26 protein-coding genes are annotated in these 26,128 nt (G+C 59.3%); 14 read left to right on the top strand and 12 right to left on the bottom strand.

Translation table 11 applies throughout. The features are described 5' to 3' along the window. Window positions 1-7: 7 nt before the first annotated feature. Window positions 8-1,621 (bottom strand): ABC transporter ATP-binding protein, encoded by a 1,614-nt coding sequence (locus tag SynMVIR181_RS12155; RefSeq protein ID WP_186589409.1) that lies wholly within the window; start codon window positions 1,619-1,621, stop codon window positions 8-10. 55 nt (window positions 1,622-1,676) lie between these two features. On the opposite strand from SynMVIR181_RS12155, the gene SynMVIR181_RS12150 reads away from it, so the two are divergent. Further along, a complete protein-coding gene (locus tag SynMVIR181_RS12150) occupies window positions 1,677-4,013 on the top strand; it encodes a bifunctional (p)ppGpp synthetase/guanosine-3',5'-bis(diphosphate) 3'-pyrophosphohydrolase (protein WP_186589408.1) in 2,337 nt (778 codons plus the stop codon). Continuing rightward, window positions 4,010-5,488 (top strand): YdiU family protein, encoded by a 1,479-nt coding sequence (locus SynMVIR181_RS12145; RefSeq protein WP_186589407.1) that lies wholly within the window; start codon window positions 4,010-4,012, stop codon window positions 5,486-5,488. The genes SynMVIR181_RS12150 and SynMVIR181_RS12145 overlap by 4 nt, the downstream gene beginning before the upstream one ends. Here the strand turns inward: SynMVIR181_RS12145 and SynMVIR181_RS12140 are convergent. Beyond that, window positions 5,454-5,942 (bottom strand): DUF2062 domain-containing protein, encoded by a 489-nt coding sequence (locus SynMVIR181_RS12140; RefSeq protein ID WP_186589406.1) that lies wholly within the window; start codon window positions 5,940-5,942, stop codon window positions 5,454-5,456. The genes SynMVIR181_RS12145 and SynMVIR181_RS12140 overlap by 35 nt on opposite strands. A gap of 80 nt (window positions 5,943-6,022) precedes the next feature. Here SynMVIR181_RS12140 and mnmE point away from each other — a divergent pair, with 80 nt between their 5' ends. The 5 genes from mnmE (at window position 6,023) to SynMVIR181_RS12115 (ending at window position 12,373) form a co-directional block, all read left to right on the top strand. Further along, complete coding sequence (gene mnmE, locus SynMVIR181_RS12135) at window positions 6,023-7,402, top strand: tRNA uridine-5-carboxymethylaminomethyl(34) synthesis GTPase MnmE (protein WP_186590671.1); 1,380 nt, start codon at window positions 6,023-6,025, stop codon at window positions 7,400-7,402. 70 nt (window positions 7,403-7,472) lie between these two features. Next, a complete protein-coding gene (nadC, locus tag SynMVIR181_RS12130) occupies window positions 7,473-8,363 on the top strand; it encodes a carboxylating nicotinate-nucleotide diphosphorylase (RefSeq protein WP_186589405.1) in 891 nt (296 codons plus the stop codon). Between the two features lie 27 nt (window positions 8,364-8,390). Then, window positions 8,391-10,163: an arginine--tRNA ligase gene (gene argS, locus SynMVIR181_RS12125; RefSeq protein ID WP_186590670.1), complete on the top strand. Its 1,773-nt coding sequence runs from the start codon at window positions 8,391-8,393 to the stop codon at window positions 10,161-10,163. 69 nt (window positions 10,164-10,232) lie between these two features. After that, window positions 10,233-11,360 carry a histidinol-phosphate transaminase gene (locus SynMVIR181_RS12120; RefSeq protein WP_186589404.1) on the top strand — a complete coding sequence of 376 codons (1,128 nt, stop codon included), beginning with the start codon at window positions 10,233-10,235 and terminating at the stop codon, window positions 11,358-11,360. Further along, window positions 11,360-12,373, top strand: coding sequence for an asparaginase (locus tag SynMVIR181_RS12115; protein WP_186589403.1), 1,014 nt, complete (start codon window positions 11,360-11,362; stop codon window positions 12,371-12,373). The genes SynMVIR181_RS12120 and SynMVIR181_RS12115 overlap by 1 nt, the downstream gene beginning before the upstream one ends. Here the strand turns inward: SynMVIR181_RS12115 and SynMVIR181_RS12110 are convergent. From SynMVIR181_RS12110 to prfB, 6 genes are all read right to left on the bottom strand, one after another. Further along, entirely contained in the window at window positions 12,363-13,100 is a 738-nt protein-coding gene (locus SynMVIR181_RS12110) for an MBL fold metallo-hydrolase (protein ID WP_186589402.1), read from the bottom strand. The genes SynMVIR181_RS12115 and SynMVIR181_RS12110 overlap by 11 nt on opposite strands. Before the next feature lie 38 nt (window positions 13,101-13,138). Beyond that, window positions 13,139-13,735: an aminodeoxychorismate/anthranilate synthase component II gene (locus SynMVIR181_RS12105; RefSeq protein ID WP_186589401.1), complete on the bottom strand. Its 597-nt coding sequence runs from the start codon at window positions 13,733-13,735 to the stop codon at window positions 13,139-13,141. A gap of 2 nt (window positions 13,736-13,737) precedes the next feature. Continuing rightward, complete coding sequence (locus SynMVIR181_RS12100) at window positions 13,738-14,211, bottom strand: diacylglycerol kinase family protein (protein ID WP_186589400.1); 474 nt, start codon at window positions 14,209-14,211, stop codon at window positions 13,738-13,740. Between the two features lie 25 nt (window positions 14,212-14,236). Next, on the bottom strand, window positions 14,237-14,770 hold the full coding sequence (gene ybeY / locus SynMVIR181_RS12095) for an rRNA maturation RNase YbeY (RefSeq protein WP_186589399.1): 534 nt from the start codon (window positions 14,768-14,770) through the stop codon (window positions 14,237-14,239). Beyond that, window positions 14,767-14,976, bottom strand: a complete 210-nt coding sequence (locus tag SynMVIR181_RS12090; RefSeq protein WP_186589398.1) for a DUF3285 domain-containing protein — start codon at window positions 14,974-14,976, stop codon at window positions 14,767-14,769. Before SynMVIR181_RS12090 ends, ybeY begins: the two co-directional genes overlap by 4 nt. Further along, window positions 14,973-16,101 (bottom strand): peptide chain release factor 2 gene (gene prfB, locus SynMVIR181_RS12085; RefSeq protein WP_186589397.1). Its coding sequence is split into 2 segments (ribosomal slippage): window positions 14,973-16,025 and window positions 16,027-16,101, totalling 1,128 coding nucleotides; the frame shifts between segments, so codons are not numbered across the junction. Before prfB ends, SynMVIR181_RS12090 begins: the two co-directional genes overlap by 4 nt. Before the next feature lie 81 nt (window positions 16,102-16,182). Here prfB and grxC point away from each other — a divergent pair. After that, window positions 16,183-16,446 carry a glutaredoxin 3 gene (gene grxC, locus SynMVIR181_RS12080; protein ID WP_186524032.1) on the top strand — a complete coding sequence of 88 codons (264 nt, stop codon included), beginning with the start codon at window positions 16,183-16,185 and terminating at the stop codon, window positions 16,444-16,446. A 13-nt stretch (window positions 16,447-16,459) separates the two neighbouring features. Next, entirely contained in the window at window positions 16,460-17,386 is a 927-nt protein-coding gene (gene gshB, locus SynMVIR181_RS12075) for a glutathione synthase (RefSeq protein WP_186525658.1), read from the top strand. 27 nt (window positions 17,387-17,413) lie between these two features. Here the strand turns inward: gshB and SynMVIR181_RS12070 are convergent, their stop codons facing one another. Next, a complete protein-coding gene (locus SynMVIR181_RS12070) occupies window positions 17,414-18,847 on the bottom strand; it encodes an isochorismate synthase MenF (RefSeq protein ID WP_186590669.1) in 1,434 nt (477 codons plus the stop codon). A 70-nt stretch (window positions 18,848-18,917) separates the two neighbouring features. On the opposite strand from SynMVIR181_RS12070, the gene menA reads away from it, so the two are divergent. The 3 genes from menA to SynMVIR181_RS12055 are packed head-to-tail and all read left to right on the top strand — an operon-like array spanning window position 18,918 to window position 22,166. Further along, the gene (gene menA / locus SynMVIR181_RS12065) at window positions 18,918-19,862 is read left to right on the top strand and encodes a 2-carboxy-1,4-naphthoquinone phytyltransferase (protein ID WP_186589396.1); all 945 of its coding nucleotides are present in this window, start codon (window positions 18,918-18,920) and stop codon (window positions 19,860-19,862) included. A 5-nt stretch (window positions 19,863-19,867) separates the two neighbouring features. Next, on the top strand, window positions 19,868-20,890 hold the full coding sequence (locus tag SynMVIR181_RS12060) for an o-succinylbenzoate synthase (protein WP_186589395.1): 1,023 nt from the start codon (window positions 19,868-19,870) through the stop codon (window positions 20,888-20,890). After that, the gene (locus SynMVIR181_RS12055; protein ID WP_186589394.1) at window positions 20,877-22,166 is read left to right on the top strand and encodes an AMP-binding protein; all 1,290 of its coding nucleotides are present in this window, start codon (window positions 20,877-20,879) and stop codon (window positions 22,164-22,166) included. Before SynMVIR181_RS12060 ends, SynMVIR181_RS12055 begins: the two co-directional genes overlap by 14 nt. On the opposite strand, the gene SynMVIR181_RS12050 is transcribed toward SynMVIR181_RS12055, so the two are convergent. Both SynMVIR181_RS12050 and SynMVIR181_RS12045 read right to left on the bottom strand, forming a co-directional pair. Then, the gene (locus tag SynMVIR181_RS12050) at window positions 22,137-22,601 is read right to left on the bottom strand and encodes a thioesterase family protein (RefSeq protein WP_186589393.1); all 465 of its coding nucleotides are present in this window, start codon (window positions 22,599-22,601) and stop codon (window positions 22,137-22,139) included. The genes SynMVIR181_RS12055 and SynMVIR181_RS12050 overlap by 30 nt on opposite strands. Window positions 22,602-22,630: 29 nt before the next feature. Further along, the gene (locus SynMVIR181_RS12045) at window positions 22,631-23,815 is read right to left on the bottom strand and encodes an NAD(P)H-quinone oxidoreductase subunit H (protein WP_186589392.1); all 1,185 of its coding nucleotides are present in this window, start codon (window positions 23,813-23,815) and stop codon (window positions 22,631-22,633) included. A gap of 45 nt (window positions 23,816-23,860) precedes the next feature. Here SynMVIR181_RS12045 and rsmH point away from each other — a divergent pair, with 45 nt between their 5' ends. Both rsmH and SynMVIR181_RS12035 read left to right on the top strand, forming a co-directional pair. After that, a complete protein-coding gene (gene rsmH / locus SynMVIR181_RS12040) occupies window positions 23,861-24,793 on the top strand; it encodes a 16S rRNA (cytosine(1402)-N(4))-methyltransferase RsmH (protein ID WP_186589391.1) in 933 nt (310 codons plus the stop codon). After that, complete coding sequence (locus SynMVIR181_RS12035; RefSeq protein ID WP_186589390.1) at window positions 24,790-25,338, top strand: DUF456 family protein; 549 nt, start codon at window positions 24,790-24,792, stop codon at window positions 25,336-25,338. The genes rsmH and SynMVIR181_RS12035 overlap by 4 nt, the downstream gene beginning before the upstream one ends. Here the strand turns inward: SynMVIR181_RS12035 and SynMVIR181_RS12030 are convergent. Continuing rightward, window positions 25,325-26,083 carry a hypothetical protein gene (locus SynMVIR181_RS12030; protein WP_186589389.1) on the bottom strand — a complete coding sequence of 253 codons (759 nt, stop codon included), beginning with the start codon at window positions 26,081-26,083 and terminating at the stop codon, window positions 25,325-25,327. The two genes, SynMVIR181_RS12035 and SynMVIR181_RS12030, sit on opposite strands and share 14 nt — an antisense overlap. Window positions 26,084-26,128 lie beyond the last annotated feature (45 nt).

The raw sequence follows: 26,128 nt of genomic DNA, 5'->3' as shown, positions 1-26,128 counted from the left end.
CTGGTGCTCATGGGTTGCTGGTTGGCAGCAGCGGACAGGCTTCTACCAATGTGCGGGTAATGGCCGCTTCTGGGTGGCGAAGCAATTGATCTCCAGGACCTTCTTCCACCACATGCCCTCGATCCAGCACGATCACGCGATGGCAGAAGCCACTCGCCACTGAAAGGTCATGGGTGACGAAAATCATCGCCAGGCCAAGGTCTTGCTGCAAACGTCTCAGCAATGCCAGCACTTCAGCTTGGATCTCCGCATCAAGCATGCTCACGCTTTCGTCGCAGATCAGCACCTGCGGGCGTAGCGCCAAGGCGCGAGCGATGGCGACGCGTTGTTGCTGTCCACCAGAGAGTTGCTTCGGTAGTCGGTTTTGAAAATGATCCGCTGGTGACAATCCCACAAGCTCCAGAAGCTCCCGTGCCCGTTCTCGAGCTGCTGCCCGAGAGGCGAGACCATGGATCAGCAGAGGGTCTGCGATGGCGTCGGCGACGCTGAGGGCTGGATTTAGGCAGGCCAGCGGGTCTTGAAACACCATCTGAATGGTGCGTCTTGCTTGTCGTTCAGCGCTGCCGCGCAGTTGGAGCAGGTTTTGTGTTTGCAGCCAAACGTCGCCTCCCCGAATCGGGGTGAGCCCCATCAAGGCGCGACAAAGAGTGCTTTTCCCGCAGCCAGAGCCGCCCACCACGCCCAGCGATTCACCGGATTGCAAGCTGAAGCTCACGCCATCCACCGCTTTTAGCCAGTTGGGAGACCAGGGAGCTCCTCCGAGGTTGTGCCAGCAGCGCAATCCTTCCACTCGCAGGACGGCTGTGCCGTCAGGTGTTTCCGGCGTATCGCCTCCTTCTCTGGCCCTGGCCGCTTTGACGAGCCGCTTGCCGATGTCGGATTGGGGATGGGTGAGCACTTGAGCGCTGCTGTTTTGTTCCACAAGACGGCCCCCATCCAGCACCGCCATGTCTTCACACCAGCGGTTGGCCATGGCCAAGTCATGGGTGATGAGCAGGAGGGCGCTTCCCAGCTCTTCGCAGAGATCGCGCAGCACCGCCATCACCTGCCCTGCTACCGCAACATCAAGGCTGGTGGTTGGCTCGTCGGCGATGACCAGCGGTGGCGCGAGGGCAATGGCAAGCGCGATGGCTAAGCGCTGGCGCATGCCACCACTGAATTCATGGGGATAGGCCCGAAAGCGCTCGGCCCCGATGCCCACCTGTTCCAGCAGGCTTTCAGCACGGTCTTTCCGCTCTTGATACCCCATCGCTGGCCGGTGAGCGGCGAAGGTATCGAGGAGGTGGCCACCCACGGTCATCAGTGGATTGAGCCGAGTCATCGGGTCTTGAAACACCAGGCCTACCGCTTCCCCGCGCAGGGCGCGTAAGGCAGGTCGGCTGAGTTGGCGTGGATCTTGACCATTGAGAAGTAGGTCTCCTTCGCAGCAGCTCCCTGGAGGTAAGAGCTGCAAGGCGGCTCGCGCCACGGTGCTTTTCCCGCATCCAGAGGGCCCAACAAGTGCCAAGCGATCTCCTGATTTCAAGCTGAGATCCAATCCATCCAGCGTCCAGGACTCACTTCCTGGGTAGCGCAGACGCAACTGATTCAGCGTCAGAACCGTTCCTGGCGCGTTGGGCATGAAAGAAAGCAAGAAGCCTCATGCCTACATACCATGGATGCACCCGCCGGGTTGGATGCTCAACGCAACCTCTGCACCCGATCCCTCCCAGACTCGGTCTGGATCAACTCTTGCGGCCTGCGGTTTAACGGCATTACGCGAACGTCCGCTCCGCTCACCGGATGGCTACGGCATCGAGCTTCCCGAGTGGTTGCAGCAATGTTTGATTCACGTTCCTCCTGGAATCGGACACAGTTGTCCGACCGATCCAGAGGCCCTATTAGCGGCTGCTTTTGATTTTGCGTTTCAGCTGCATGAGGGGCAGTTCCGCGCCAGTGGTGACCCTTACATCGTGCATCCGGTGGCCGTGGCGGACTTGCTGCGGGATATCGGGGCGAGCGCCAGCGTGATTGCAGCGGGTTTCCTCCACGATGTGGTGGAAGACACCGATGTGACACCAGATCAGCTCGAAAGCCATTTCGGACCTGAGGTGCGTGAGTTGGTCGAAGGCGTCACCAAGTTGGGGGGCCTTCATTTCACCAATCGCACGGAGGCCCAAGCAGAGAATCTGCGCAAGATGTTTCTGGCGATGGCCAGTGATATTCGTGTGGTGTTGGTGAAGCTGGCGGACCGTCTGCACAACATGCGCACGATTGGCGCGCTCAAAGAAGAGAAGCGACAGCGCATCGCCAGGGAAACGCGTGAGATCTACGCGCCGCTTGCCAATCGCTTGGGGATTGGTCGCTTCAAGTGGGAACTCGAAGATCTCTCGTTCAAGTTGCTGGAGCCGGAGGCCTTCCGCGAGATGCAGCAGGAGGTTTCAACCAAGCGCAGCGAGCGCGAAGAGCGCCTCTCCGTCACGGTGCAGTTGCTCTGTGATCGTTTGGCTGCCGTGGGCCTCGACAGCTGTGAAGTGAGTGGTCGTCCCAAGCACCTTTATGGCATCTGGACAAAGATGCAGCGCCAGCAGAAAGAGTTCCACGAGATCTACGACGTGGCCGCGTTGAGGATCCTTACGCCGAATGTGGAGAGCTGTTATCGCGCTTTGGCCGTTGTCCATGACACCTTTAGGCCAATTCCAGGACGGTTTAAGGACTACATCGGGCTCCCGAAGCCCAATGGCTATCAATCCCTTCATACCGCTGTCATCGGACGCCATCGTCCGATCGAGGTGCAGATTCGCACCTGGGAGATGCATCAGGTCTCGGAGTTCGGCATTGCTGCGCACTGGAAATACAAAGAGGGTGGATCCCCCGCAACCGGTGGTGATACGGAGCGTTTCAACTGGCTGCGTCAGCTTGTGGATTGGCAGCAGGAGGGAGGCGCCGATGATCACAACGACTACCTGGCTTCGATCAAGGAAGATTTATTTGATGAAGAGGTGTTTGTATTCACGCCTAAGGGCGATGTAGTGGGGCTTCGTAAGGGCTCAACCGCAGTTGATTTTGCCTTTCGCATTCACTCTGAGGTGGGAAATCATTGCCATGGCGTGAGGATTAACGATCGGCTTTTGCCCTTGTCAACTCCGCTTCAAAATGGTGACTTCATTGATATTCTCACCACAAAAAATGCCCATCCAAGTTTGGATTGGCTCAATTTTGTAGCCACTCCAACGGCACGAAATCGCATTCGGCAGTGGTACAAACGCAGCCATCGTGATGAGACGATCGATCGCGGTAAAGAGCTGCTTGAACGCGAGCTTGGTCGTAGTGGTTTTGATGCTCTGCTTGGTAGTGAAGCGATGCTCAGGGTGGCTGAGCGCTGCAACTTACAAACCACCGAAGATCTGCTTGCTGGTCTTGGGTTTGGTGCTTTAACGCTGCATCAGGTTCTCAACCGTCTGCGCGAAGAAATTCGTCTGCAAACGGCTGCGGTGGAGGCACCTCTGAGCAATGAGGATGTTGCCAAGCAACTGGTCAAGCAGTCCGAGCAAGCGCTCCATCGTGAACTTACGTCTGCAGGAACGGCGCCCATCCTTGGTGTTGAAGGCTTGGATCATCGCCTTGGTGGATGTTGTAGTCCGCTTCCAGGAGAACCGATCTTGGGTGCTGTGGCGCTTGGTAATCACGGCATCACCATTCATCGTCAAGACTGCGCCAATCTGGAAGCGATCCCGACGGAACGTCGCTTGCCTGTGCGATGGAATCCAGCGCTGCAGGAAGCCGGGTCTCGATTCCCTGCTCACTTGCGCATTGAGGTGATTGATCGCGTTGGAATTTTGAAAGACATCCTGATGCGCTTGTCCGATGGCTCGATCAATGTCAGTGATGCGCAGGTGAGAACGGCCTATGGCAAGCCGGCTCGTATTGATTTGATGGTGGAACTGGGAAGTGCAGTGCAGTTGCAGCGCACCATGGACCAGATCCGCTCGATGGCCGATGTGATCGACATCGCGCGTACTGGCCAGAGTTGAGCAATCCGCTTTTGGCCTTGCCATTTGAACCCTCAATCGAGGGTTTGGGTGGGGATTACTGGGATGTGGTGGAGGCTGCAGTGTTTCCGCAAACCCAGCTGCGCTTTCGCAATGAAGCATTGCTGCGTCAACTGGGGTTGGAGCCAGATGGTGTGTCGGATCAAGACTTCGAAGGGGCCTATGGCCGTTTTGAAGAGCGCGTTCCCCTGCTTGCTCTCCGTTATCACGGCTATCAGTTCGGCACCTACAACCCCCAGCTTGGCGATGGCCGCGGCTTTCTCTATGGCCAGCTGCGTGATCGAACCGGCCAGCTGCAAGACCTTGGCAGCAAGGGCAGTGGCACCACGCCTTGGAGTCGTGGTGGGGATGGACGCCTCACCTTGAAAGGAGGCGTGCGCGAACTTATCGCCTCCCAGGCGTTGCATCGTCTTGGTGTGACCACGAGCCGCACGTTGTCGTTGATCGAAACGGGTGAGGAGCTTTGGCGGAGTGATGAACCATCGCCGACGCGAAGTGCGGTAATGGTTCGGATGGCACGCACCCATCTGCGTTTCGGGAGCTGTGAACGGCTGCTGTATTTGCGTGATCCTCAAGGGCTGGAGCGCTTGCTGCGCCATGTGGTGGCTGTGTATTACCCCGATGTTGCGGCAGCCCATCCCGCGCCTGATGGAGATCGCCTGGCTCTGGAGCATCAGCTGCTCGCGTTCTATGGCGAGCTGGTGGAGCGCGTGGCTCGCTTGGCAGCGGAATGGATGGCAGCAGGTTTTGTGCATGGCGTGCTCAACACCGACAACATGTCGCTCGCGGGTGAAAGCTTTGACTACGGACCGTTTGCTTTTTTAGACCGTTGGGATCCGAGCTTCACGGCGGCTTATTTCGATCAGACCGGCCTGTACTCCTATGGGCGTCAGCCAGCCATCTGCCGAAAGAACTTGCAGCTTCTCCAAAACCCGTTGGCGATGTTGCTGCCTCGGCAGCCGATGGAACAGTCGCTTGAACGCTATGCAAGCACTTATCAAAATCACTATCGCTTCTGCCTGTTGAGGCGATTGGGATTGACGCCTAATCCTGATCTGGACAGTGATGAGCGCTTGGTGAGCGCAACGCTGGAGTTAATCGCGAACTGGCCCGTGGGCTATGGAGACTTTTTTGCGGGTCTGGCGTCGGTTGTTCAATCCGCTGGCCTACCCCAGGAACCTGACGGCTTGCCTGTTGTGTTGCCCGACTGTTCAGCACCTGCCAGGCAGCTGTGGCAAAACTGGCGTGACGCCTGGTGGTGGCAAACCCAGGCCAGAGCGGTTCCTGGGTCTGAGCCGGTCGCCTCAGTTTCTGAGCGGTTGAGGCGATGGAACTTGAGCCAGACGCCAACGCGGCCTTTGATTGAATCGCTTTGGGAGCCCATCGATCAAGACGACGATTGGCGGCCGCTTAAAGGATGGCTTATCTCCGCCGGCGCTCCCGATGACGAGGGTTGATGCTGCCGGCTCTTTGGGGCTGGAGGCAGTGAAGGGTGAGCCACCAGCTCAAGCCGCCAAACACAGCTCCGGTCAGGCCGGAGCCAAGCAAGAGACGGCTCATCACGTCCCACCCCGCTGTGGCGAGCAGCTCTTGATTGAGATTGTTGAGCCCTGGCCAGCCAGCGCCTTCACCGAGGAGCAGTGCGCCTAAGCGGTAGTTGAACCAAAACAGCGGCACATAGGTGAATGGGTTGCTGATCCAGGTGCCTGCGGCGGCGAGCAAATGGTTGCCGCGCACCACGCTGGCCAAGCCAATTCCCAGCAGGGTTTGAAATCCAAAGAAGGGAAAGCAGCCGCAAAACACGCCTGCTGCCAGTCCTCGGGCGCGTTGGCCTGGGGTTCCCTCCTGCTGCCAGATCCATTGCAGCCATCGGTTCAAGCGTCGCTGCAAGTTGTTCCGCAACCGCTTCATCGAAACTGCTTGCCGCCAGTGCGGCTGAGGAAGCTTCGGGATCGTAGGAAGGAGTGCGTGATGGCGGCAGGGATCAGGGAATGTCTGGGAATGGGCCAGATCAGGCGCTTTCGATCGCTGCGATCGCTACCGCTGTGGCGCCAGGGCAGGGTGGCATCGCCGTGATTCGGTTGTCGGGTCCGAGTGCTGTGCGCGCTGTTGCAGCGATCACGGTGATTCCTGGGCAACAGGAGTGGGAGAGCCACCGGGTTCTCTATGGACATGTTGTGGCTGCCGGTGGTGTGGAACGGCTCGATGAGGTGCTGGTGCTGGTGATGTTGGCGCCGCGCAGTTTCACCGGCGAAGACGTTGTGGAGATTCATTGTCACGGCGGGGTGATCGCTGTGCAGCAGGTTTTGGCACGCGTCTTGGAGCAGCCGGGCGTGCGTCGGGCCCTGCCCGGTGAATTCAGCCAACGCGCGGTGCTGAATGGTCGTCTTGATCTCACCCGGGCGGAAGCGATTGGTGATCTGGTGGGAGCGCGCAGCCAGAGGGCAGCGCAGCTGGCGATGGCTGGTCTCGATGGCGGGATCCAGAAAAAAATGGTGGTCTTGCGCGAGCGCTTGCTCGATCAGCTCAGTGAGTTGGAGGCTCGCGTGGACTTTGAAGAGGATCTTCCTCCCTTGAATGGTGAGGCGCTCTTGCAGGAGTTGCAAGCAGTTCGCCTGGAGTTGCTCACGCTCGTGGCCGATGGCGAGCGGGGATCGGTTGTGCGCCATGGATTGAGGGTGGCGCTTGTAGGCCGGCCCAACGTTGGCAAAAGCTCCTTGCTCAACCTGTTGAGTCGCCGGGAGCGGGCGATCGTGACCGACTTGCCAGGCACCACGCGGGATTTGCTGGAAAGTGAGATCGTGCTGGATGGCGTTCCGATCACCCTTCTCGACACCGCAGGGATCAGGGCCACCAGTGATGCCGTGGAGCAGTTGGGGATTGCTCGCAGCCGCGATGCCCTGGCCAGTGCCGATCTGGTGCTGCTGTTGTTTGATCTCGCCCAGGGGTGGTCGGAGGAGGATCAAGCCCTGTTTGCCCAGATCCCTGAGGGAGTTCCCTGCTTGCGGGTGGGCAACAAAGCAGACCTTCGGCGTGACGTTGATGTGGAGGCTGCGTCAGTTGCCGATGTGCGCCTCAGCGCCGTCACTGGAGAGGGGGAGCAGGATCTCGTCCGTGCGGTGTTGGAGCGTTGTGGTGCCTTGAGCGAGCAGCCCCTGCTCTTGGCCTTGAATCAGCGTCAATCTGATTTGGCTGCCACTGCGGCTGAGGCCCTGGCCCGCAGTGAGCAGGTGGCGGCCGATGGCCTCCCTTGGGATTTTTGGACGATTGACTTGCGTCAGGCGATTTGCAGCCTGGGTGAGATCACCGGTGAGCAACTCACGGAGTCGGTGTTGGACCGGATCTTTTCTCGTTTCTGCATCGGTAAATGATCCTGATGCCCTTTGGTATCGAACGAAGGATTGCGGATCATCATGAAGTGACTTCTGTGCACCTTCTCTGATGGCGTCCAGCACGCTGGCAATAACCCCTGGGCTTCGTCGCAAGCTAGGGGAATGGTTACAGGAGGATCTGGGTCGCGGAGATCTTTCTGCCCGTGCGCTGCAAGGACAAGCTGGCGAGGCGTATTGGCTCGCCAAAGCCAATGGTGTGTTCTGCGGAGGTGTTCTTTTAAAGCCGCTGCTATCTGAGCTGGTTGGACCTGGTGGGCATCAGGTGGAGCTTCAACTGCTGGTTTGTGATGGCGCATCCGTTGCGGCTGGGGATCGACTCTTGGAACTATCTGGACCGGCGGAGATGTTGGTGGCAATGGAACGCACGGCACTCAATTTGGTGATGCGTCTGTCTGGCATTGCCACGGCAACGGCCGCTCTTGTGGCCCAGTTGGAAGGCACTGGCGTGGCCTTAGCCGACACCCGTAAAACCACACCTGGGCTTCGGGAGCTGGAAAAATATGCCGTCCGTTGTGGTGGGGGGATCAATCACCGCATGGGACTCGATGACGCAGCCATGCTCAAGGAAAATCATCTGGCTTGGGCTGGTGGCGTCACCGCCGCGATTGCAGCGGTGCGAGCAGATGCACCCTGGCCTGCCAGGGTGATTGTGGAAGCGGAAACGGCAGAGGAAGCCCAGGCTGCGGTGGTGGCGGGTGCGGATGCGCTGCTACTCGATGAGTTCAGCCCGGAGGCGTTGACCAGGTTGGTTCCCTTGCTACGGGCGCAGGCGGCAGTGCGCCCTGCTCGGACGTCCGTTGTGTTGGAAGCGTCTGGGGTGAACCCTGCCGACTTGAAGCTGTATGCGGCAACGGGGGTGGATCTGATTTCCACGAGTGCGCCGATGACCCGCAGCTCCTGGCTAGATCTGAGCATGCGTTTCACCCCCGCCGGGAGATGATTAAGGGCTGCGCTTTTGCTGCCTTTCATGCTTTGCATCGCCAACGCCCTTGAAGCCCAGTTGCGCGAGGCGATGCAGCGGGCCTTCCCGGAGGTGGATGCCCTGCTCGATCCTCAGCTGGCGCCAGCGAGCAAGCCGGAATTCGGTGATTTCCAGGCCAATGGCGCCTTGCCCTTGGCGAAGCCTCTCAAGCAGGCTCCACGCCAAATTGCCGGGGCGATTGTGGAGGCGCTTCAGGCAGATCCAGCGTTCACTGACCTGTGCTTGGAGCCCCAGATCGCTGGTCCTGGATTTATCAACCTCACCATTCGGCCGGAGCGCTTAGTGGCTGAGGTGTCAGCACGGCTGGGCGATCCGCGCCTGGGTGTGCCTGAGGTGCACAGCGATGCCGCCGTGGTGGTGGACTTTTCCAGCCCCAACATCGCTAAGGAGATGCACGTCGGCCACCTGCGCTCCACGATCATTGGCGATTCTCTGGCTCGGGTGCTCGAGTTCCGCGGCCATCGGGTGCTGCGCCTCAACCATGTGGGTGATTGGGGAACCCAGTTCGGGATGCTGATCACCCATCTCAAACAGGTAGCCCCCGAGACCCTCAACACGGCCGATGCGGTGGACCTTGGTGATTTGGTGGCCTTTTATCGCGAGGCCAAGAAGCGTTTCGACGAAGACGAAGCCTTTCAGACCACGTCTCGAGAGGAGGTGGTGAAGCTTCAAGGCGGCGATCCTGTGTCACTCAAGGCGTGGGGATTGCTCTGTGATCAGTCGCGGCGTGAGTTCCAGAAGATTTACGACCGGCTTGATATTCGTCTGAGCGAACGGGGCGAATCGTTCTACAACCCTTATTTGGCCTCAGTCCTCACTGGTTTGAAGGAGGCTGGCTTGCTCGTCACCGATGACGGTGCGGAGTGTGTCTTCCTTGAGGGCGTGAATGGGAAGGATGGCAAGCCCTTGCCCGTGATTGTTCGCAAGAGTGATGGAGGGTTCAACTACGCCACCACCGACCTGGCAGCGATCCGCTATCGCTTTGCGCTGGCCTCGGATGGAGATGGTGCACGCCGCGTGATTTATGTGACCGATGCGGGTCAGGCGAATCATTTCGCAGGCGTGTTTCAAGTGGCGAAACGGGCCAATTGGATTCCAGAAGGCGGCCGACTGGAGCATGTGCCCTTTGGGCTGGTCCAGGGCGAAGACGGCAAAAAACTCAAAACCCGTTCGGGTGACACGGTTCGGCTGCGGGATCTGCTCGACGAAGCGGTGGAACGCTCAGAAGCCGATCTCCGTCGGCGCTTGGAGGAGGAGGGGCGTAGCGAGGACGATCAGTTCATTGCGCATGTGGCTGGCACGGTGGGGCTGGCGGCGGTGAAGTACGCCGACCTCAGCCAAAACCGGATCACCAATTACCAGTTCAGCTTCGATCGGATGCTGGCCTTACAAGGCAACACAGCCCCCTATCTGCTGTATGCGGTGGTGAGGATTGCTGGAATTGCGCGCAAGGGTGGAGACCTTGAGGCCGAGGCCGGAATGCTGCAGTTCAGCGAGCCCCAGGAGTGGGCCCTGGTGCGGGAGCTGCTCAAATTCGATGCGGTGATCGCCGAGGTGGAAGAGGAGTTGCTGCCCAATCGCCTCTGCAGTTATTTGTTCGAGTTATCGCAAGTGTTCAATCGCTTTTATGACCAGGTTCCAGTTCTCAAGGCTGAGGGCAAGTCTTTGTCATCCCGTTTGGCGTTGTGCCGTCTCACCGCCGATACCCTGAATTCAGGATTGGGATTATTGGGCATTGCAACGTTGGAACGGATGTAGTGACACCAAGTTGGCCAAATGCAGCAGCTGTGGTTCGAATTCGTTTTCACGTTTTGATTGTTTCGTGACTTGGGATTGGCTGTGAACGGACACCCTCAAAGCAATGCACCCAGCGCCCGGCCCGAGGTCGAGCAGCTCAAGGCCTACAGCGCTCCGCTTGAAGGACGACGCGACTTGTTGCGGCTCGACTTCAACGAAAACACGATGGGCCCCAGTCCCAGGGTCACGGAGGCGATTCGCGCTTTCCCGGCCGATCAGATCGCGATTTATCCCGAGTACGACGGCCTCCGCGAAGCCCTGATTGCCAACCTGGTGTCGTCGCCAGCAGGTTTGACCTCTGCGTTATCGGCTGCGCATGTTGGGATCTTTAACGGGGTCGACGCTGCGATCCATGCCGTGATTCATGCCTATGGCGCGGCCGGTGACACGCTGCTGACCACCAGTCCCACCTTTGGGTATTACGCCCCCTGTGCGGGCATGCAGGGGATGGCGATTGAGGCCGTGCCCCATGAGCTGCCCGGATTTGTGTTTCCGATGGAGGCGATTCGCGCCGCTTTGTTGCGCAAGCCGCGCATCTTGATGCTCTGCAATCCCAACAACCCCACGGGAACCCGTTTGCCGGCGGCTCAAGTGTTGGAACTAGCGGCTGCGGCGCCTGAAACGCTCGTGGTGGTGGATGAGTTGTATGAGGCGTTCACGGGAGACAGCGTCTTGCCGTCCGTTGATTTTCGCGTCGTTCCAAACCTGCTCGTGCTCCGGTCGTTGGCGAAAACCGCTGGCCTTGCTGGCTTGCGAATCGGGTTTGCCCTTGGCCATCCGGATGTCGTGGACCGGGTGGGAAGGGTCACGGGTCCCTATGACGTCAATAGTTTGGCCGTGACGGCGGCGATGGCGGCTTTGGCCGATCAGCCCTATACCGATGCCTATGTTGCCGAAGTGTTACGAGCCCGTAACTGGATCGTTACTCAACTAACGCGTCAGCATGCTATTCATCATGCCGCTGGCGGCAATTATCTGTTGCTTTGGCCCCATCGTTCGTCTGAAACGGTTGAAGCGGAGCTGCGGGCGGCAGGGATTTTGGTGAGATCGATGGCGGGGAAGCCTCAGATCAATGGTTCGCTGCGCATCAGCATTGGCACCACTGAGCAGATGCAGCGCTTTTGGCAGGCTTATCAAGCGATCGATTCAGAGTCTTGATGGTCGATCAGTCCGCATCATCCCCGCAGTTGCTCCTGCTTGCCACGGGCGGCACGATCGCTGGCCGCGCTGACAAAAGCACCTCTGTCAACGCCTACACCGCGGGGGCGATGGCGGGATCGGAACTGCTCCAGGAGCTGCCGCAGCTGCAGGAGCTGGCTCAGATTCAGGTGGAGCAACTCACCAATCTGGATAGTGCGGATCTGCAGTTTCAGCATTGGATCCAACTGGTGAAGCGCATCCGTGAGGCGTTTTCTGCGTCTCCCGAGCTGGTGGGAGTGGTGATCACCCACGGCACCAACACCTTGGAAGAAACCGCCTGGTTGTTGGAGTTACTCATTGATGATCCGCGGCCCGTGGTGTTGGTGGGAGCGATGCGTCCGGCTACAGCGCTCAGTGCCGATGGTCCGCTGAATCTGTTTCAGGCGGTGCAAGTGGCCTGTAGCCCTCAGGCCTGTGGCCACGGGGTGCTGGTGGTGATGGATGGCCAGATCCATGGAGCTGGGGCTGTCACCAAGGTGGCCACCCAGGGTGTGGGTGCCTTTCAAAGCCCAGACGTGGGCCCCCTGGGCTGGGTGGATGACAGCGGGGTGCATGTGCCGGTGGCGTCGGGGTCCCGTACCGTTCCCTTCGCGACGCTGGCCTTGCCGCCTCAGTGGCCCGAAGTGGCCATTCTTTATGGCTGTGTGGATCCCCCATTAGCCATGGTGTCGGCCCTTTCCCATGCAGGGGTGAAGGGGCTGGTCTGGACCGGCACCGGGGCCGGTCAGTTGTCTGCGGGAGAACGTCAGGCGATCAAAGCCTGGCCAGGTGTGTTGCCCCTGATGCTGCGCGCGAATCGTTGCGGTAGCGGGCCTGTTCATCCCTGTGCGCTGCAGGACGAACTTGGTTTGTTGCCGGCGGGAACCCTCAGCCCTCAGAAGGCAAGAATTCTGCTGCTTTTGTCCTTGATCGCTGGGATGGAGCGAGCCGAGCTGTCAGCGCTGTTGGCGTCGGTCGCGATCAACGCATGACATCGATCACGGTCGTGTCACCAAGGGTTCCAGGCAGGTTGAGGTTTGGCCCCACCTTGCGCACCTTTGTACCGGACATCGCGTCCAAAAAAGGCTGGACTCCGCCGAGGTCACAGCCGGACGGCGCCTCCCCATTCACGTATTGGACTGGGATCACCCTGCGGGGATTGAGTTCCCGTACAACCTTCGCCGCCTCCTCTGCGTTGTAGACCTTGCCGCCGCCGCCGACGCCGATGATTAAGACGTCGGGGCGACCGAGAAGCACCTTGTCCTCACCGCTGAGTGTGGCGGCGGTGCCTCCGAGATGGGCAAAGCTGAGGCCTGCCTGTTGCCAGCGCCACACCGTGGCTTGGCCAAAACGACGGCCACCCACGCGGTCGTGGGGAGCGGCGAACCCTTCGATCTTGAGACCGCCGACACGATAGGAACCGGGTTTGACCAGATAGGTGCCTCCACCGATGCGGGCCCCCTCATCGGGTAATTCCGAACTGGCAAGAGTCACCGTTGCGTTCACGCGTGGTTCAGCGAGTCCTTTGGCGCAGCCCACGGCCCGAAATGGATTCACCATCACGGATTGGCCGCCTCCGCGGATCAGCAAGGCGCTATGGCCGTAATTGGTCACGCTGACGCCCGCGGCCCGAACTGGAGCAATCGTGCCGATCGCCAGCAGAGCAGATCCACGCACAACAATGCTGAAAAGACTCTGAACCCGTTCGTGGACCGACATTGCTGCTCGTCTTTGTGCTCAGGAAGCTAGCAGTGATGTCACTGGGGTTCTGCTTGACGCAGGAAGTTGGCCAGCAGCTGGTGCCCTGCTTCTGTGAGCACGCTCTCCGGATGGAATTGCACCCCCTGCAGATGGGGGTAGTCGCGATGGCGCAGACCCATGATCGTTCCATCCTCTAGCCAGGCGGTGACTTCAAGGCACTCAGGAAGCGTGTCTCGTTCCGCAATCAGGCTGTGATACCGGGTCGCAGTAAGGGGTTGGGGGAGCCCCGCGAAGACGCCTTCACCGCGATGCTGAACAGGAGATGTTTTCCCATGCATCAGTTCGCGGGCTCTCACAACGCGTCCGCCGTACGCCTGCGCTATGGACTGATGCCCGAGGCAGACGCCAAGGGTTGGAATGGTGGGTGAGAGTTGGCTTAAGACCTCGAGGCAAACACCGGCTTGATCCGGATCGCCTGGGCCAGGTGAAAGCAAAATCGCGGATGGATTCAGGTCGCGAATCTCCTCAAGGCTGAGGGCGTCGTTTCGCTCGACGCGACAGTCGGTGGCCACCGGGAACTGGCTGGCGAGCTCCCCCAGGTATTGCACCAGGTTGAAGGTGAAACTGTCGTAGTTATCGATAACCAAGAGCATGGTCAGAGGCCCAGGCGCAGGATCAGGGGTGGAAGGAGAAGCAGGAGCGCGATCAGCATTGAGCTGATTGCAGAGACGAGAACAGCGGCAGCCGCACAATCCTTGGCAACCCTGGCAAGGGGATGGAACCGGCGGCCGATTGCCAAGTCCACCGCAGCTTCGATGGCCGTATTGAGCAGCTCCAACACCAACACAACAGCCACCGTGAGCACCAACACCGCCAGCTGGATGGAGGGAAGCTGGAGCCAAATCCCCATCCCTAAGACCACAGCTCCCGTACAAACGTGGATCCGGAAGTTCCTCTGGCTCACGAAGCCGTAGCCCAGACCTTGGGCCGCGTATCGGAAGCTCGAGGGGAGGTCCCCGGCGATCCGCCAGGCACCCCGTTTGGCTGCGCGATGGGCGCGTTGGGTGCTGCGCTGGCTGATCTCCTCAGGCACCGGTGCTCCGTCTTCAGGGTTCAGCAGTGACTTCATCTGCTGATTCACAGTTGATCTCACCTCAGGAGGGAACGTTACCGCCCATGCCAAGTAGGTGCTCCTGTTTTTGCAGCATTGCAGCGAGCGAGTCTTCATCGGGATGATCCCAGCTCAGCAAGTGCAGAAGCCCGTGACTGACCAACCAGCGCAGTTCCCGTTCCAGGCCATGCTCCTGCTCCAGAGCTTGACGACGGGCGGTGGGCACCGACACGACGATGTCACCTAGTTCAAGCTCTTGGCCTGCACCCATCGGCATTTCACTCTCCAGAGCAGCAAAGGAGAGCACATCCGTTGGAGTGGCTTTCTGGCGCCAGCGCAGATTGAGTTCGGCGATGCTGGCGTCATCGAGCAGCGAGACTCCCAAACTGACCGTGTCGCAGGTCCTCACGGCATCGGGACAGTGGTTGTCGAGGTCCTGACGAAGGGCTTCGATCCAGGCGCTTAATTCACCCTCCCAATCGCTGGCTTGTAGCAGCCTCGAGCGCGTGCTTTCGTCATCCGCTGCATCAATGAGGTCAGCGGCTGCGGGGCTGAAGGCCAGATCGAGGCTGATCATTGCGGGAGTGTTGGTCGCCCCAACCAGGCCACCACAAGAATGAAACCAATGAAGCCTGCAGCGGTCAGGCCGAAATGGAACAGGCTCTGCCCCCCTTTGCGCACCATGTTGCGCATGGCCAATTTTACGAAGCTCGGCGGTGGCGCTCCCTTGTCGTCGCTTTGTGCTGTGGAAGGGGTGCTGTTGTTGTTGGGAGCCTGAGTCATGTGTCGTCGTCGCTGCCTGGGCGATCCACACCTTGGCGCAATAACGCCTGGATGAAGGGGTTGAGATCTCCATCCATCACGCCTTGCACATCTGTGGTCTCTTCTTGGGTGCGCAGGTCTTTCACCATTTGGTACGGGTGAAACACGTAATTGCGGATCTGATTTCCCCAGGCGGCTTCCACAATGTCGCCGCGAATGTCGGCAATTTCCGCTGCACGCTGCTCCTGGGCAATCACCAGCAACTTCGCCTTGAGCAGGGCCATGGCCTTCTCTTTGTTCTGAAGCTGGGAGCGCTCTTGGGTGCAGCGCACCGCCAGACCGGTGGGTACGTGAAGGATGCGAACGGCCGTTTCCACTTTGTTGACGTTCTGCCCACCGGCCCCGCCGGAGCGGGAGGTGGTGACCTCGAGATCTTTTTCAGGAATATTGAGCTCTACATCTTCATCCAGCTTGGGCATCACTTCCACACCCGCGAAGCTCGTTTGCCGCTTGTCATTGGCATTAAAGGGCGAGATCCGCACCAACCGATGGGTGCCCTTTTCGTTGCGTAAATAGCCGTAGGCGTAACGACCTTCGATTTCAATCGTGGTGCTTTTGATGCCTGCTTCCTCACCTTCCGACAACTCATTGACGCGCACGCTCATCCCTTGGTCTTCGGCCCAGCGGGTGTACATGCGCAGCAGCATCTGGGCCCAGTCCTGGGCGTCAGTGCCCCCGGCACCGGCGTTGATGCTTAGAACAGCACCTTCTTTGTCATATTCACCGCTGAGCAGGCGCTCCAGCTCCCAGCGATCCAAAGCGTGTCGCAGCTGATCGAGTCCCTGCTGAGCTTCACCGAGGAGGTCTTCGTCAGGCTCTAAGTCATAGAGCTCAAGGGTGGCTTGCCCATCGTCGATCGCACCACGCCAATCCACCAGTTGCTGCAGCTGTGCCTTGACTTCGTCCAGGCGCCGCATCTGCTTCTGGGCGTTTTGCTGGTCGTTCCAAAACTCGGGTTGAGCTGCGAGTTGCTCGAGATCTTGCTGCCTGGCGTTCAGTGCAGGGACGTCAAAGACAGTCCTGGGCATGGCCCAGGCGGTCAGTGAGCTCGGAAAGATCGCGTTTGAAGTCTGTGAGGTCCAGCAATGGAGCAAGGGAGTCTTCGGAACTTGACGCTATCAGCGCGGTCGTCCTGCATAAGATTCAGCCTTCCCATGCGGCAGTTCGATGGCCAAGGTTGAGATCTACACCTGGAGCACCTGTCCGTTTTGTGTGCGCGCAAAGGGTCTGCTCGATCGAAAGGGTGTGGCCTACAGCGAAGTCTCGGTGGATGGGGATGAGCCTGGACGTGATGCGATGGCGGCCCGAGGCAACGGCAAACGCAGTGTTCCTCAGATTTTTATCGATGACCAACACGTAGGGGGCTGCGACGAACTTCATGGCCTCGAGCGTGCGGGGAAACTGGATGCCCTGCTCGCCGGTCAGGCCTGAATCGGTGTCAGCCATGCGCCACCTCTTCGTGTTGGATCCGCTCGATCGGATCAACCCTGCAAAAGATTCCACAGCCGCCTTGATGCAGGCGGCCCAGCGTGCTGGCCATGAGGTCTGGGCGTCCACGCCTGCTGATTTGATTGCATTGGGTGATGAGCCCTTAGCGGTTGCGGTGCCAGTGCAGCCCGATCCCTGGATTGAGATCGGCGAACCAGAACGCTGTCCTCTCAATCGCTTTGGAGCGATCTGGATGCGGAAGGATCCTCCCGTTGATGAGGCCTATCTCTATGCCACCCATCTGCTCGATGTGGCCGAGCGAGCGGGTGCCCTGGTGCTGAACCGTCCGGCATCGCTGCGCAGTTGGAACGAAAAGCTTGGTGCTCTGCGCTTCAGCCGCTGGATGGCCCCAACGTTGGTGTCGGGCCGAATTTCGGAGCTATCGGCCTTTGCGCGCGAACAAGAGGAAGTGGTTTTGAAGCCCCTCGGTGGCCGGGCTGGTTTAGGTGTTGTGCGCGTTTCAGCGTCAGCACCCGGACTCGGTGCATTGCTTGAACTGGTGACGGAACAGGGTTCGCTTCCAGTGATGGCTCAACGTTTTTTACCGGCCGTTACCGATGGCGACAAACGGATCCTGCTCGTGGATGGAGAACCACTGGGAGCTGTGAACCGCAAGCCCAAAGAGGGGGAGTTTCGGAGCAACCTGGCTGTGGGGGGATTTCCTGAGGCCACGGAGCTCACGGAGCGTGAACGCTTGATTTGTGAGGCCTTGGCTCCGGCCTTGCGTTCGGAGGGTTTGTTTTTTGTGGGGATTGATGTGATCGGCGGAATGCTGAGTGAAATCAATGTCACCAGTCCAACCGGTATTCGCGAAGTGGAGCGTTTGATGAACGTGCCCTTGGCCGACATGGTGATTGCTCGTCTGAGTGCGTCTTCGACCTGATTTCAGGAAGGAGACATCCTCAAGCAGTCATCGATGGAGTGGCGTCTGCGTTCGCTCCAGGCTCCCTGAGTGAAGATCAAGCTGGTCGGCGAGGACGGCCAGCTTTTGGCTGACCTCTTGTAGTTCCCGCTCCGCAATCGATCCGCGCACAAGGCCAGCTCCTGCGGTGAGGTCAAGTTGGCTGCCGCGCAGGTGTCCGCAGCGGATGGCAACGCGCAATTCCGCATCACCGGCCTTGTCGATCCAACCGATGGGCGCTGCATAGCCACCGCGCTCGAATGGCTCAAGTGTTTGCAGCCAATGCATGGCCTCTCTCCTTGGTAGGCCTGCTACCGCTGGGGTCGGATGAAGCGCAGCCGCGAGGGCAAGGGCCTGGTGCCCTGCAGCATCGGCACTGATCGGGGTGTGTAAATGGATCAGCTGGCCATGGCGCGACAATTGGGGCCGCCGAGGGCTTTGCGGTTGCAGTCCTTCCTCGCGGAGGCTCTCGCTGATTGCCTTCACGACGAGCTCATGTTCGTGGCGGTCCTTGCTCGATTGCATCAGGGTGTCGCCGCCTTCACCTCGACCTGCAGTGCCGGCTAGGGCATCGCTCCGCAACCGTCCGTTGCGCAGGCTGAGCAGCCTCTCTGGCGAGGCTCCAAAAAAAGCATCATTGAGTCCTCGTTGCCAGAGGAAGCGGCAGCTCCCGGTTTGCTGATGCCGCAGCCTCTCCAACAGGGGTAAGGGGGAGAGAGGAGTGGTGAGTTCAATCGACTGACGCACGGCCAGCACCAGCTTGTGTAGGGCTCCCTCATTCACCAACGCCAATCCTTGCTCGAGTGCTGGTTGATAGCGCTCTTGCCAGCAGCCCACGGGGGTACCCAGGATTGTTGGATCGTCTGGCTCCTCTTGAGGCGACGTTGTGTTGAGCGCTTCGGCCATCTGCCACAGCGCTTCCACGAGGACACGCACATCAGATGCATCGGATGCATGGCCATGCATCCGCAACCAGCTTTGTTGACCATGTCTGCTGAGTTGCCAGCGGGGGAGCAGCGCATGCAGGCAGGGGACTGTGTCCAGACTGCCCTGCTGTTCGCGGTTCTGCTCGAAAAAACTGAAGGCGAGCAAAACCCGGGAGCGGGCCTGGCACGGCGCCTCAGGGCTGGCATCGATCAGGCGTTGCAGGGTGGTGTCGCTGAAACGTTGGGCCAGCTCAAATCGCCGCGGACCTGCTAGCTCAAGGTTTTGGCATTGACCGGCCGCAGCAAGGCAGAGGCCTGGGGCGCTGTCCCATAGGAACCGGAAAGCGCTTTCTCCCGCCAGGCATGGCAATTGCTTGAGCGGATCCTGAGCGGGAACCTGCACGGCGATGCTGAATGTGCCCTCCTCCACTTGGCGCTGATTCCAAGCGCGCTGAGCGGTGTCGAGCAGCGTGCCGAAACGCTGAGCAGCCGTTGGTTGTTGAAGTGCGGCTGTCATGGCCCGGCGAATCAGTGCAGCGTCCTGCTCAAATGTATGAGCCACATCGCAGTGTGTCTGGATCCTGCCCATGCCAGGTCCCCAGGCTGTTGCAACCCGTTACTCCATGTCCGATCGCCGACGTTTGTGGAAGGCCGCCATCAAGTGGCGGATGTACTCGGTTGCTGTGATGCCCGTGCTGTTGGCGGCAGGTTGGCGCCTGGGGGCCCAGGAGTCGGTGCGTTGGTCCCAGTTCTCAGGCTTTTTGCTCGCGGCGGTGCTGCTGCTTCTTTGGGAAAACCTCAGCAATGATCTGTTTGATGCCGACACCGGTGTGGATGTTGTTGGCAAGCCCCATTCGATCGTGGCGCTGGTAGGGCAGCGAAGGTCTGTCCGTCGTTGGGCCTGTTTGGCGTTGATGCTGGGCTTAGGCCTGATGCTGATCCTCGCCCTGCGCAGCTCGTTCGTGGTGCTCCCCCTTGTGCTGGTGAGCTGTGGACTCGGATACCTGTATCAGGGTCCACCCTTTCGCTTGGCCTATCGGGGATGGGGGGAGCCGATTTGTTGGTTGGCTTTTGGTCCGTTTGCAACGGCGGCTGCACTGCTGGTGCTGGCTCCTTCTGATCAAGCAGCAGTGCCTTGGCAGCTTGCGCTGATGCTTGGCTCAGGACCTGCGTTGGCCACGTCTCTGGTGTTGTTTTGCTCCCATTTTCATCAGGTGGATGAGGACGCAGCCCATGGCAAACGCTCCCCAGTGGTGCGCTTGGGTACGGCCAAAGCTGCGAGTTTGGTGCCTTGGTTTGTTGCCGGAACTCTTGCGCTCGAATGGGTGCCAGTTCTTCACGGTGATTGGCCGCTCACGGCCCTGTTTGGCGCGATTGGCCTACCAGCTGCAGCAGCGCTGATTCGTTTGCTGCGTGATCACCATGCCGAACCCGATCGAATCGCCGGCAGCAAATTTTTGGCGCTCCGTTTTCAGGCTCTCAACGGTCTTGGCTTAAGTGCGGGATTAGCGCTGGGCCCCTTACTGAGTTGAAAGGGATGGAGCTTCGGTTGCAGATCAAGCCCTATGGGTTCCAGCTCAACCGGCCTTTGCACACCGCTGCCGGGGTGTTGCAGCAGCGTCGAGGTTGGTTGTTGCGCTTGGAGGACTCGGCTGGCCGTCTTGGATGGGGAGAGGTGTCGCCCTTGGAGGCTGAACAGCATGAGGATTGCCAGTCCGCCTTGGTTCGGATGATGGATCTTGGGGTGGTCTGGACTGTCAGCAGCCTTGAACACTTGCTCGCATCTGTTCCAGCGGCGTTGGCTTTCGCCCTTGGGGCTGCCCTGGCTGAGCTGGATGGCCAGCTTGGGAGTGCCTCCTCTGCTGGTTGGCTACAGGTGCCAACCTCGGCGTTCTTGTTGCCGGCAGGAGTCGCGATGCGGGATGCACTGGATTGCCTGCTGACCTCAGTGGATCCCAACCTGCCGTTCACGCTGAAGTGGAAGGTGGCGGTCTGCGACCACGATGAGGAGATGGGCTTGCTGCAGGGTCTGCTCGACAAGCTTCCGGTTTCAGCGCGATTGCGGCTTGATGCCAATGGCGGCTGGGACAGGCTGCAGGCTTGGCGATGGGTGGAGCAGCTGCGCGGGGATTCACGGCTGGAGTGGTTCGAGCAACCGCTTGCCGCTGATGATTGGGAGGGCCTTGAGGCGATCGCTGCTGTGGTGCCTGTCGCTTTGGATGAGTCCTTGCAGGTGCATCCCACCTGGCGCGATCAGTGGGAGGGCTGGCAGGTGCGTCGACCGTTGCTGGAAGGAGACCCAAGGCCTCTTTTGCGGGATTTGCTTCGGGGCAAGCCTCGCCTCATGCTGAGCACCACGTTTGAAACCGGGATTGGTGGGCGCTGGTTGGCGCACTTGGCGGCCCTCCAGGCTCAAGGGGAAACACCGGCGGCGCCTGGGCTGGCTCCAGGGTGGTGTCCGGCTAGCCCGTTGTTTAGTTCCGATCCGGCAGAGGTGTGGGCCGCGGCTGATGTGTTGGCCGCAGCTGAAGTGAGCGAGGAGCGCGATGAGCAGTCTTGAACAGTTGTGTTGTGATCCACAGAGCCCATCCATTGTTGCTGGATTTCTCCTGCCTGCTCTCGAGCGGGGAAATTGGGTGCGTCTAATGGGTCCCCAGGATGTTCCGCTTGAGGCTCCTAAGGCTCTACCGGAGGGTCCTGGATTGGTGCTTTCTACAGGCGGAAGCAGCGGTGGCCGACAGCTTTGTCTTCAGCCATCAATCCATTTGGATCAATCGGCCGCGGCGACAGGCCGTTGGTTGCATGCGCTTGGACTGAATGCATCGGAAGTGATCATTTGGAATCCGCTGCCCTTTCAGCACATCAGTGGCTTGATGCCTTGGTGGCGAGCTCAGCAGTGGAATGTGGCCCATGTTTGGCTGTCTCCAGCGTTGATGAAAAGTCCTCAGGCTTTGTTGGAGGAGTCCTGTCAGCGTTCGGATTGGGACTCGATGCCGATGTTGCTCTCGCTCGTGCCCACTCAGCTCGGGCGCTTGTTGGCCGATCCGGCAGGTGTGCGCTGGTTGCAAGCGATGGCGCTGATCTGGGTGGGTGGAGCAGCGTTGCCAGATGAGCTTGCGGAGAGGGCCCGCGCCTTGGGGATCAAGCTGGCGCCTTGTTATGGGGCCACAGAGACGGCCGCGATGGTCGTGGCTCAATCCCCTGAGCGCTTTCTGGATGGGGAAGAAGGAGTGGGTGAGCCTCTCGATGACATTGAGCTTCGGGTGGAGGGAAATGGTGCGCTTGCAGTGCGTTGCAGGCGTTTAGCAATAGGACGTTGGAAGCCTGATGGGGATGGATCGCTGGCTGAACGATCAACGGAGCCGTCCGTTAGCCCCCTGACCGATGTGGATGGCTGGTGGCGCTCTGGTGATGCTGCGCGTCTTCAAGGGCCTGCGTCAACTCCACAGCTCACGCTGCTGGGCCGCCTCGATGGTGCGATTCACTCCGGTGGAGTCACGGTCTTTCCAGAGCAGCTAGAGGTTCGCTTGATGGCTGCTGCGCGAGAGGTTGGCCTCCCTCTCAAAGCAGTGCTGTTTCTTGGCGTTCACGACCCCGAATGGGGAGAACGTCTGGTGGTTTTGGTGCGTTGGCAAGATGCAGCTCATCTGCCCGGAGCCGCAGACGCGTTTCTGCTGCGGCTTAAGGCCTTGACGGATCGATGGTTGCCTGCAGAGCGCCCCCAGCGATGGCATCACTGTGCTGAGCTTGCGTCAACCAACGCTGGCAAGTGGGAGCGAGCTCGATGGCGGGCCTGGCTCAAGGATCTAGAGCGTTCCGACGGTGCCGATTGCTGATGCTTCAAGCCAGCGATCGATTGCTTCTGGCAAGGCACAGCGCCGGCGCGTTTCAGAGTGGATTGCTAGCTGGCGGATGATCCCTTGGGCTACGTCGATTTCCTCGAGTTGAAAGAGGAAACGCACCTCGTATTGGCTGGGATCCACCCTGGTCGGCTTCAGTGTCACGACCAAGTGATCACCACCATGGATGGGTCGTAAAAAATCGGCTGCGCAGTGCACCACCGGCAAAGCGATGGTTGGTGGAACATCTGCTGCCCTGCATCCTGGAAAAACATCCGCTGCGGCAATCCCGTAGCGCTCAAGACTGTCTTCCCAGGCTTCATGGCACCAGCGCAACAGCTGGTGGAAGTGCATCACACCAGCAGCATCGGTATCGCCAAAACGCACGATGCGCTCAAGCTTTAACCACTCATCTGGCGATCGAAAAGCCAAGGATTAATGACAAGTTGGATCTAGATGGATCAGCGATCAACGGATCCCATGATCACGTCGATGGAGCCCAAGATCGCCATGATGTCGGCAACTTTGTGTCCCTTGAGGATGTGAGGAAGGATCTGGAGGTTGTTGCTATCAGCGGCCCTGATCTTGAAGCGCCAGGGGGTCACATCGTTGTTGCCCTGGATGAACACTCCGATTTCGCCTTTGCCTGATTCCAGGCGGGTGTACAGCTCGCCATTCGGGATCTTGAACGTAGGCGCCACTTTTTTGGCCACATATTGATAGTCGAATCCGGCAAAGGGGCTTTCTTTACCTTCCGCCATGCGGTGGGCTTCGAGATTCTCGGTGGGGCCGCCGGGGATCATGTCGCAGGCTTGGCGCAGGATTTTTAGCGATTGACGCATCTCTTCAATGCGCACCCGATAGCGAGCAAAGCAATCACCCTCCTTCTCGCAGACCACATCCCAATCGAAATCGTCGTAACACTCGTAGTGATCCACCTTGCGGAGATCCCACGGCACACCGGAAGCCCGCAGCATTGGACCTGACAAGCTCCAATTGATCGCCTCTTCTCGGCCGATCACGCCAAGCCCTTCAATGCGTCGACGGAAAATTGGGTTGTTGGTGATGAGTTTTTCGTACTCATCGATTTTTGGACCAAACCAGTCGCAAAAATCCTTACATTTTTCCAGCCAGCCCCAGGGCAAATCGGCGGCCACACCACCGATGCGGAAATAGTTGTTGTTGATCAGTCGCTGGCCTGTGGCCGCTTCCCAGAGGTCGTAAATCATCTCCCGTTCACGGAAGATGTAAAAGAACGGTGTTTGAGCGCCAACATCAGCGAGGAAGGGGCCAAGCCAGAGCAAATGGTTTGCGATCCGGTTGAGCTCCAGCATCAACACCCTGATGTAGCTGGCTCTCTTGGGCACCGGGATATTGGCGAGGCGCTCTGGAGCGTTCACCACGATGGCTTCATAAAACATGCCCGCGGCGTAGTCCATACGGCTCACGTAGGGCACGTACATCACGTTGGTGCGGTTTTCGGCGATCTTCTCCATGCCGCGATGGAGATAGCCGATCACCGGCTCGCAATCCACAACGTCTTCACCGTCCAGGGTTACGACGAGCCTCAGCACCCCATGCATCGAGGGGTGATGGGGGCCGAAGTTGACCACCATCGGCTCGGTGCGCGTTTCCAGCTGCGTCATGGTGAGCCGAGGTTCATTGCGTTATCGGGATCTTAGGAAGGACCGATGCCCGATCACTCGCTGTCTTCTGGTGTGGCCTTCAGCCACGTGCCCGTATTGGCTGAAACGCTGCTGCAGATTTTGTCTGAGCAGCCCCCATCCCTTTGGCAGAACACAGCTGTGATTGACGCCACTCTTGGCGGTGGCGGTCATAGCGAACTCATCCTGGAACGCTGTCCTGGCGTGCATTTGATTGGTTTGGATCAGGACCCCACAGCCAGGGCTGCTGCTGCTTCAAGACTGGAACCCTTCCTGGAGCGCGTCCAGATCGTTCCGGTCAACTTTGCTGCGTTTGAACCACAGGAACCGGTGTCGCTGGTGCTGGCAGACCTTGGGGTGAGTAGTCCCCAATTGGATGTGGCTTCCAGAGGATTCAGCTTCCGGCTGGACGGGCCCTTAGATATGCGCATGAACCCAGCGGCTGGGGGTGAAACGGCAGCGGAGCTGATCGAGCGGCTGGATGTGAATGCCCTGGCTGACTTGATTTATGCCTTTGGCGAGGAACGCTTGTCTCGCAGGATTGCGCGACGGATCAAGGCGGATCTGGATGCAGAAGGCGCCTATGCAGGCACGGCGGCGTTGGCCTATGCCGTTGCTGGTTGTTACCCCCCGAAAGCCAGGCGGGGAAGGATTCATCCCGCCACGCGCACCTTTCAGGCATTGCGGATTGCTGTGAACGATGAACTGGGAGTGCTGGACCGATTGCTTCAGATTGCGCCTGGATGGCTGAAGCCTGACGGTCTCCTCGCGATTATCAGTTTTCATTCGTTGGAAGATCGTCGGGTTAAAACCGCTTTCCTTCAAGAGGAGCGGCTCGAACGGGTCACGCGCAAACCGTTGATGGCGTCAGAACAGGAGCAGGCGGACAACCCGCGCAGCCGCAGCGCAAAACTCCGAATTGCCAGACGGAGGCCCGACACTGCTCGGTCTGAGCGATGAGTATCCCTTGGTCTTCCGATTGGTGGTGGTGGATTGCTCTGTTGGTGCAGCTGCTGGCGATTCCTGGCACGCTCTTGCCCCTGCTTCCTGGCTTGATCTGGCTTCCTGTAGGCGGATTGATTTGGACCGTTGCTGTCGGCTGGCAACAGGCCTGGCCTGAGCTCATTGTTGCTTTGGTCTTGTTCGGGCTGGGCCTTGTGGCCGACCTGTTGGCATTGGGCCTGGCCTCGATGCGCCTTAAGGCCAGCCGTTGGTCAGCGGCGGGGGCGGGGGTGGGTCTGCTCTTAGGGGTGTTCGGCCTTCTTCCGGCCCTCCCCTTTGGAGGTCCATTGCTTGGGGCCTTATTTGGCCCCTGGCTTGGGGCTCTAGTGGTGGAGACCTGGGTCAAAAAAAAGCCACCCGTGAATTTCGGGTGGCTTAAAGCCTTACGCCAAGGAGCCGTGGTGGGCTTGGCGGTAGTGGCCGGACTGCTCGTGAGTCGTCTGGCTCAATTGCTCTTGGCACTGCTCGGTGTAGCGGCCTTTGTCGGACTCAGCCTTCGCTAAGAAAACCGGTTTGGTCTTCTGTGCCAAACAGTTGGCGGTAGGCCGCTGTTGAGATGCAGATCACCAAGGGGCTAGCAACCAGGAGGCCCACTCCATTGAGTAGGAGTCCAATGCCCATGATCACCACTTCCACGATCAGGAGCAAGAGCATCCACCCCCAGCTGGGATCTACGACGGCTCTACCGCTCTGGATTTTTTGAAGAGGATTGCCCTCTCCCATGATCGCGATGAAGGGAAGGAACTTTTGGTTCACTCCCAAATACAGGAACACGATGCCAGCCACGAGGCCAGGAATCACGGCCAAGGCCTGATTGATTTGGAACAGGCCGGTGCCGATGGCAACGGCGATGAACACAATGATCGCAAGAACAACGGCCAGCACCAACTGGTTAATGAACAGGCGACCTGCCGCTTGGCCATCCCAGTGGGTGAGGTCTCTAAAGGAGGGCTTATGGCCACTAAGGGCCTTCCATGCTCCTCGAATCAGACCTGTGACCGCCCAGAGGCTGATCACGGTGCTGCCAATCACGGAGACAATCATCAGCAGGACGGTGCCCGGATCGAAGCCTGATCCTGCAGAGGATCTGATGGCGGCTGCATGACTCATCGCCTGAAAGATCAGCCCTAACGCCCCGGATAACAGGGTGAAAAGCACAAAGGGCAATGGCGCTTTGCAGAAGCCAGACCAGCCATCTTCGATGGCTTGTAGGACGTGGAGCCTGCTGCTCTCCGTGATTTCGCTCATTGCCAGATGTTGATTGAAAGGCTTGGCCGGAAAGTAGCGACACGC

It is taken from the genome of Synechococcus sp. MVIR-18-1 (genome assembly GCF_014279835.1).
Taxonomy (GTDB): Bacteria; Cyanobacteriota; Cyanobacteriia; order PCC-6307; family Cyanobiaceae; genus Synechococcus_C.
The sequence above is the reverse complement of the archived record's forward strand: the minus strand, read 5'-3'. Positions and strand labels throughout refer to the sequence as shown.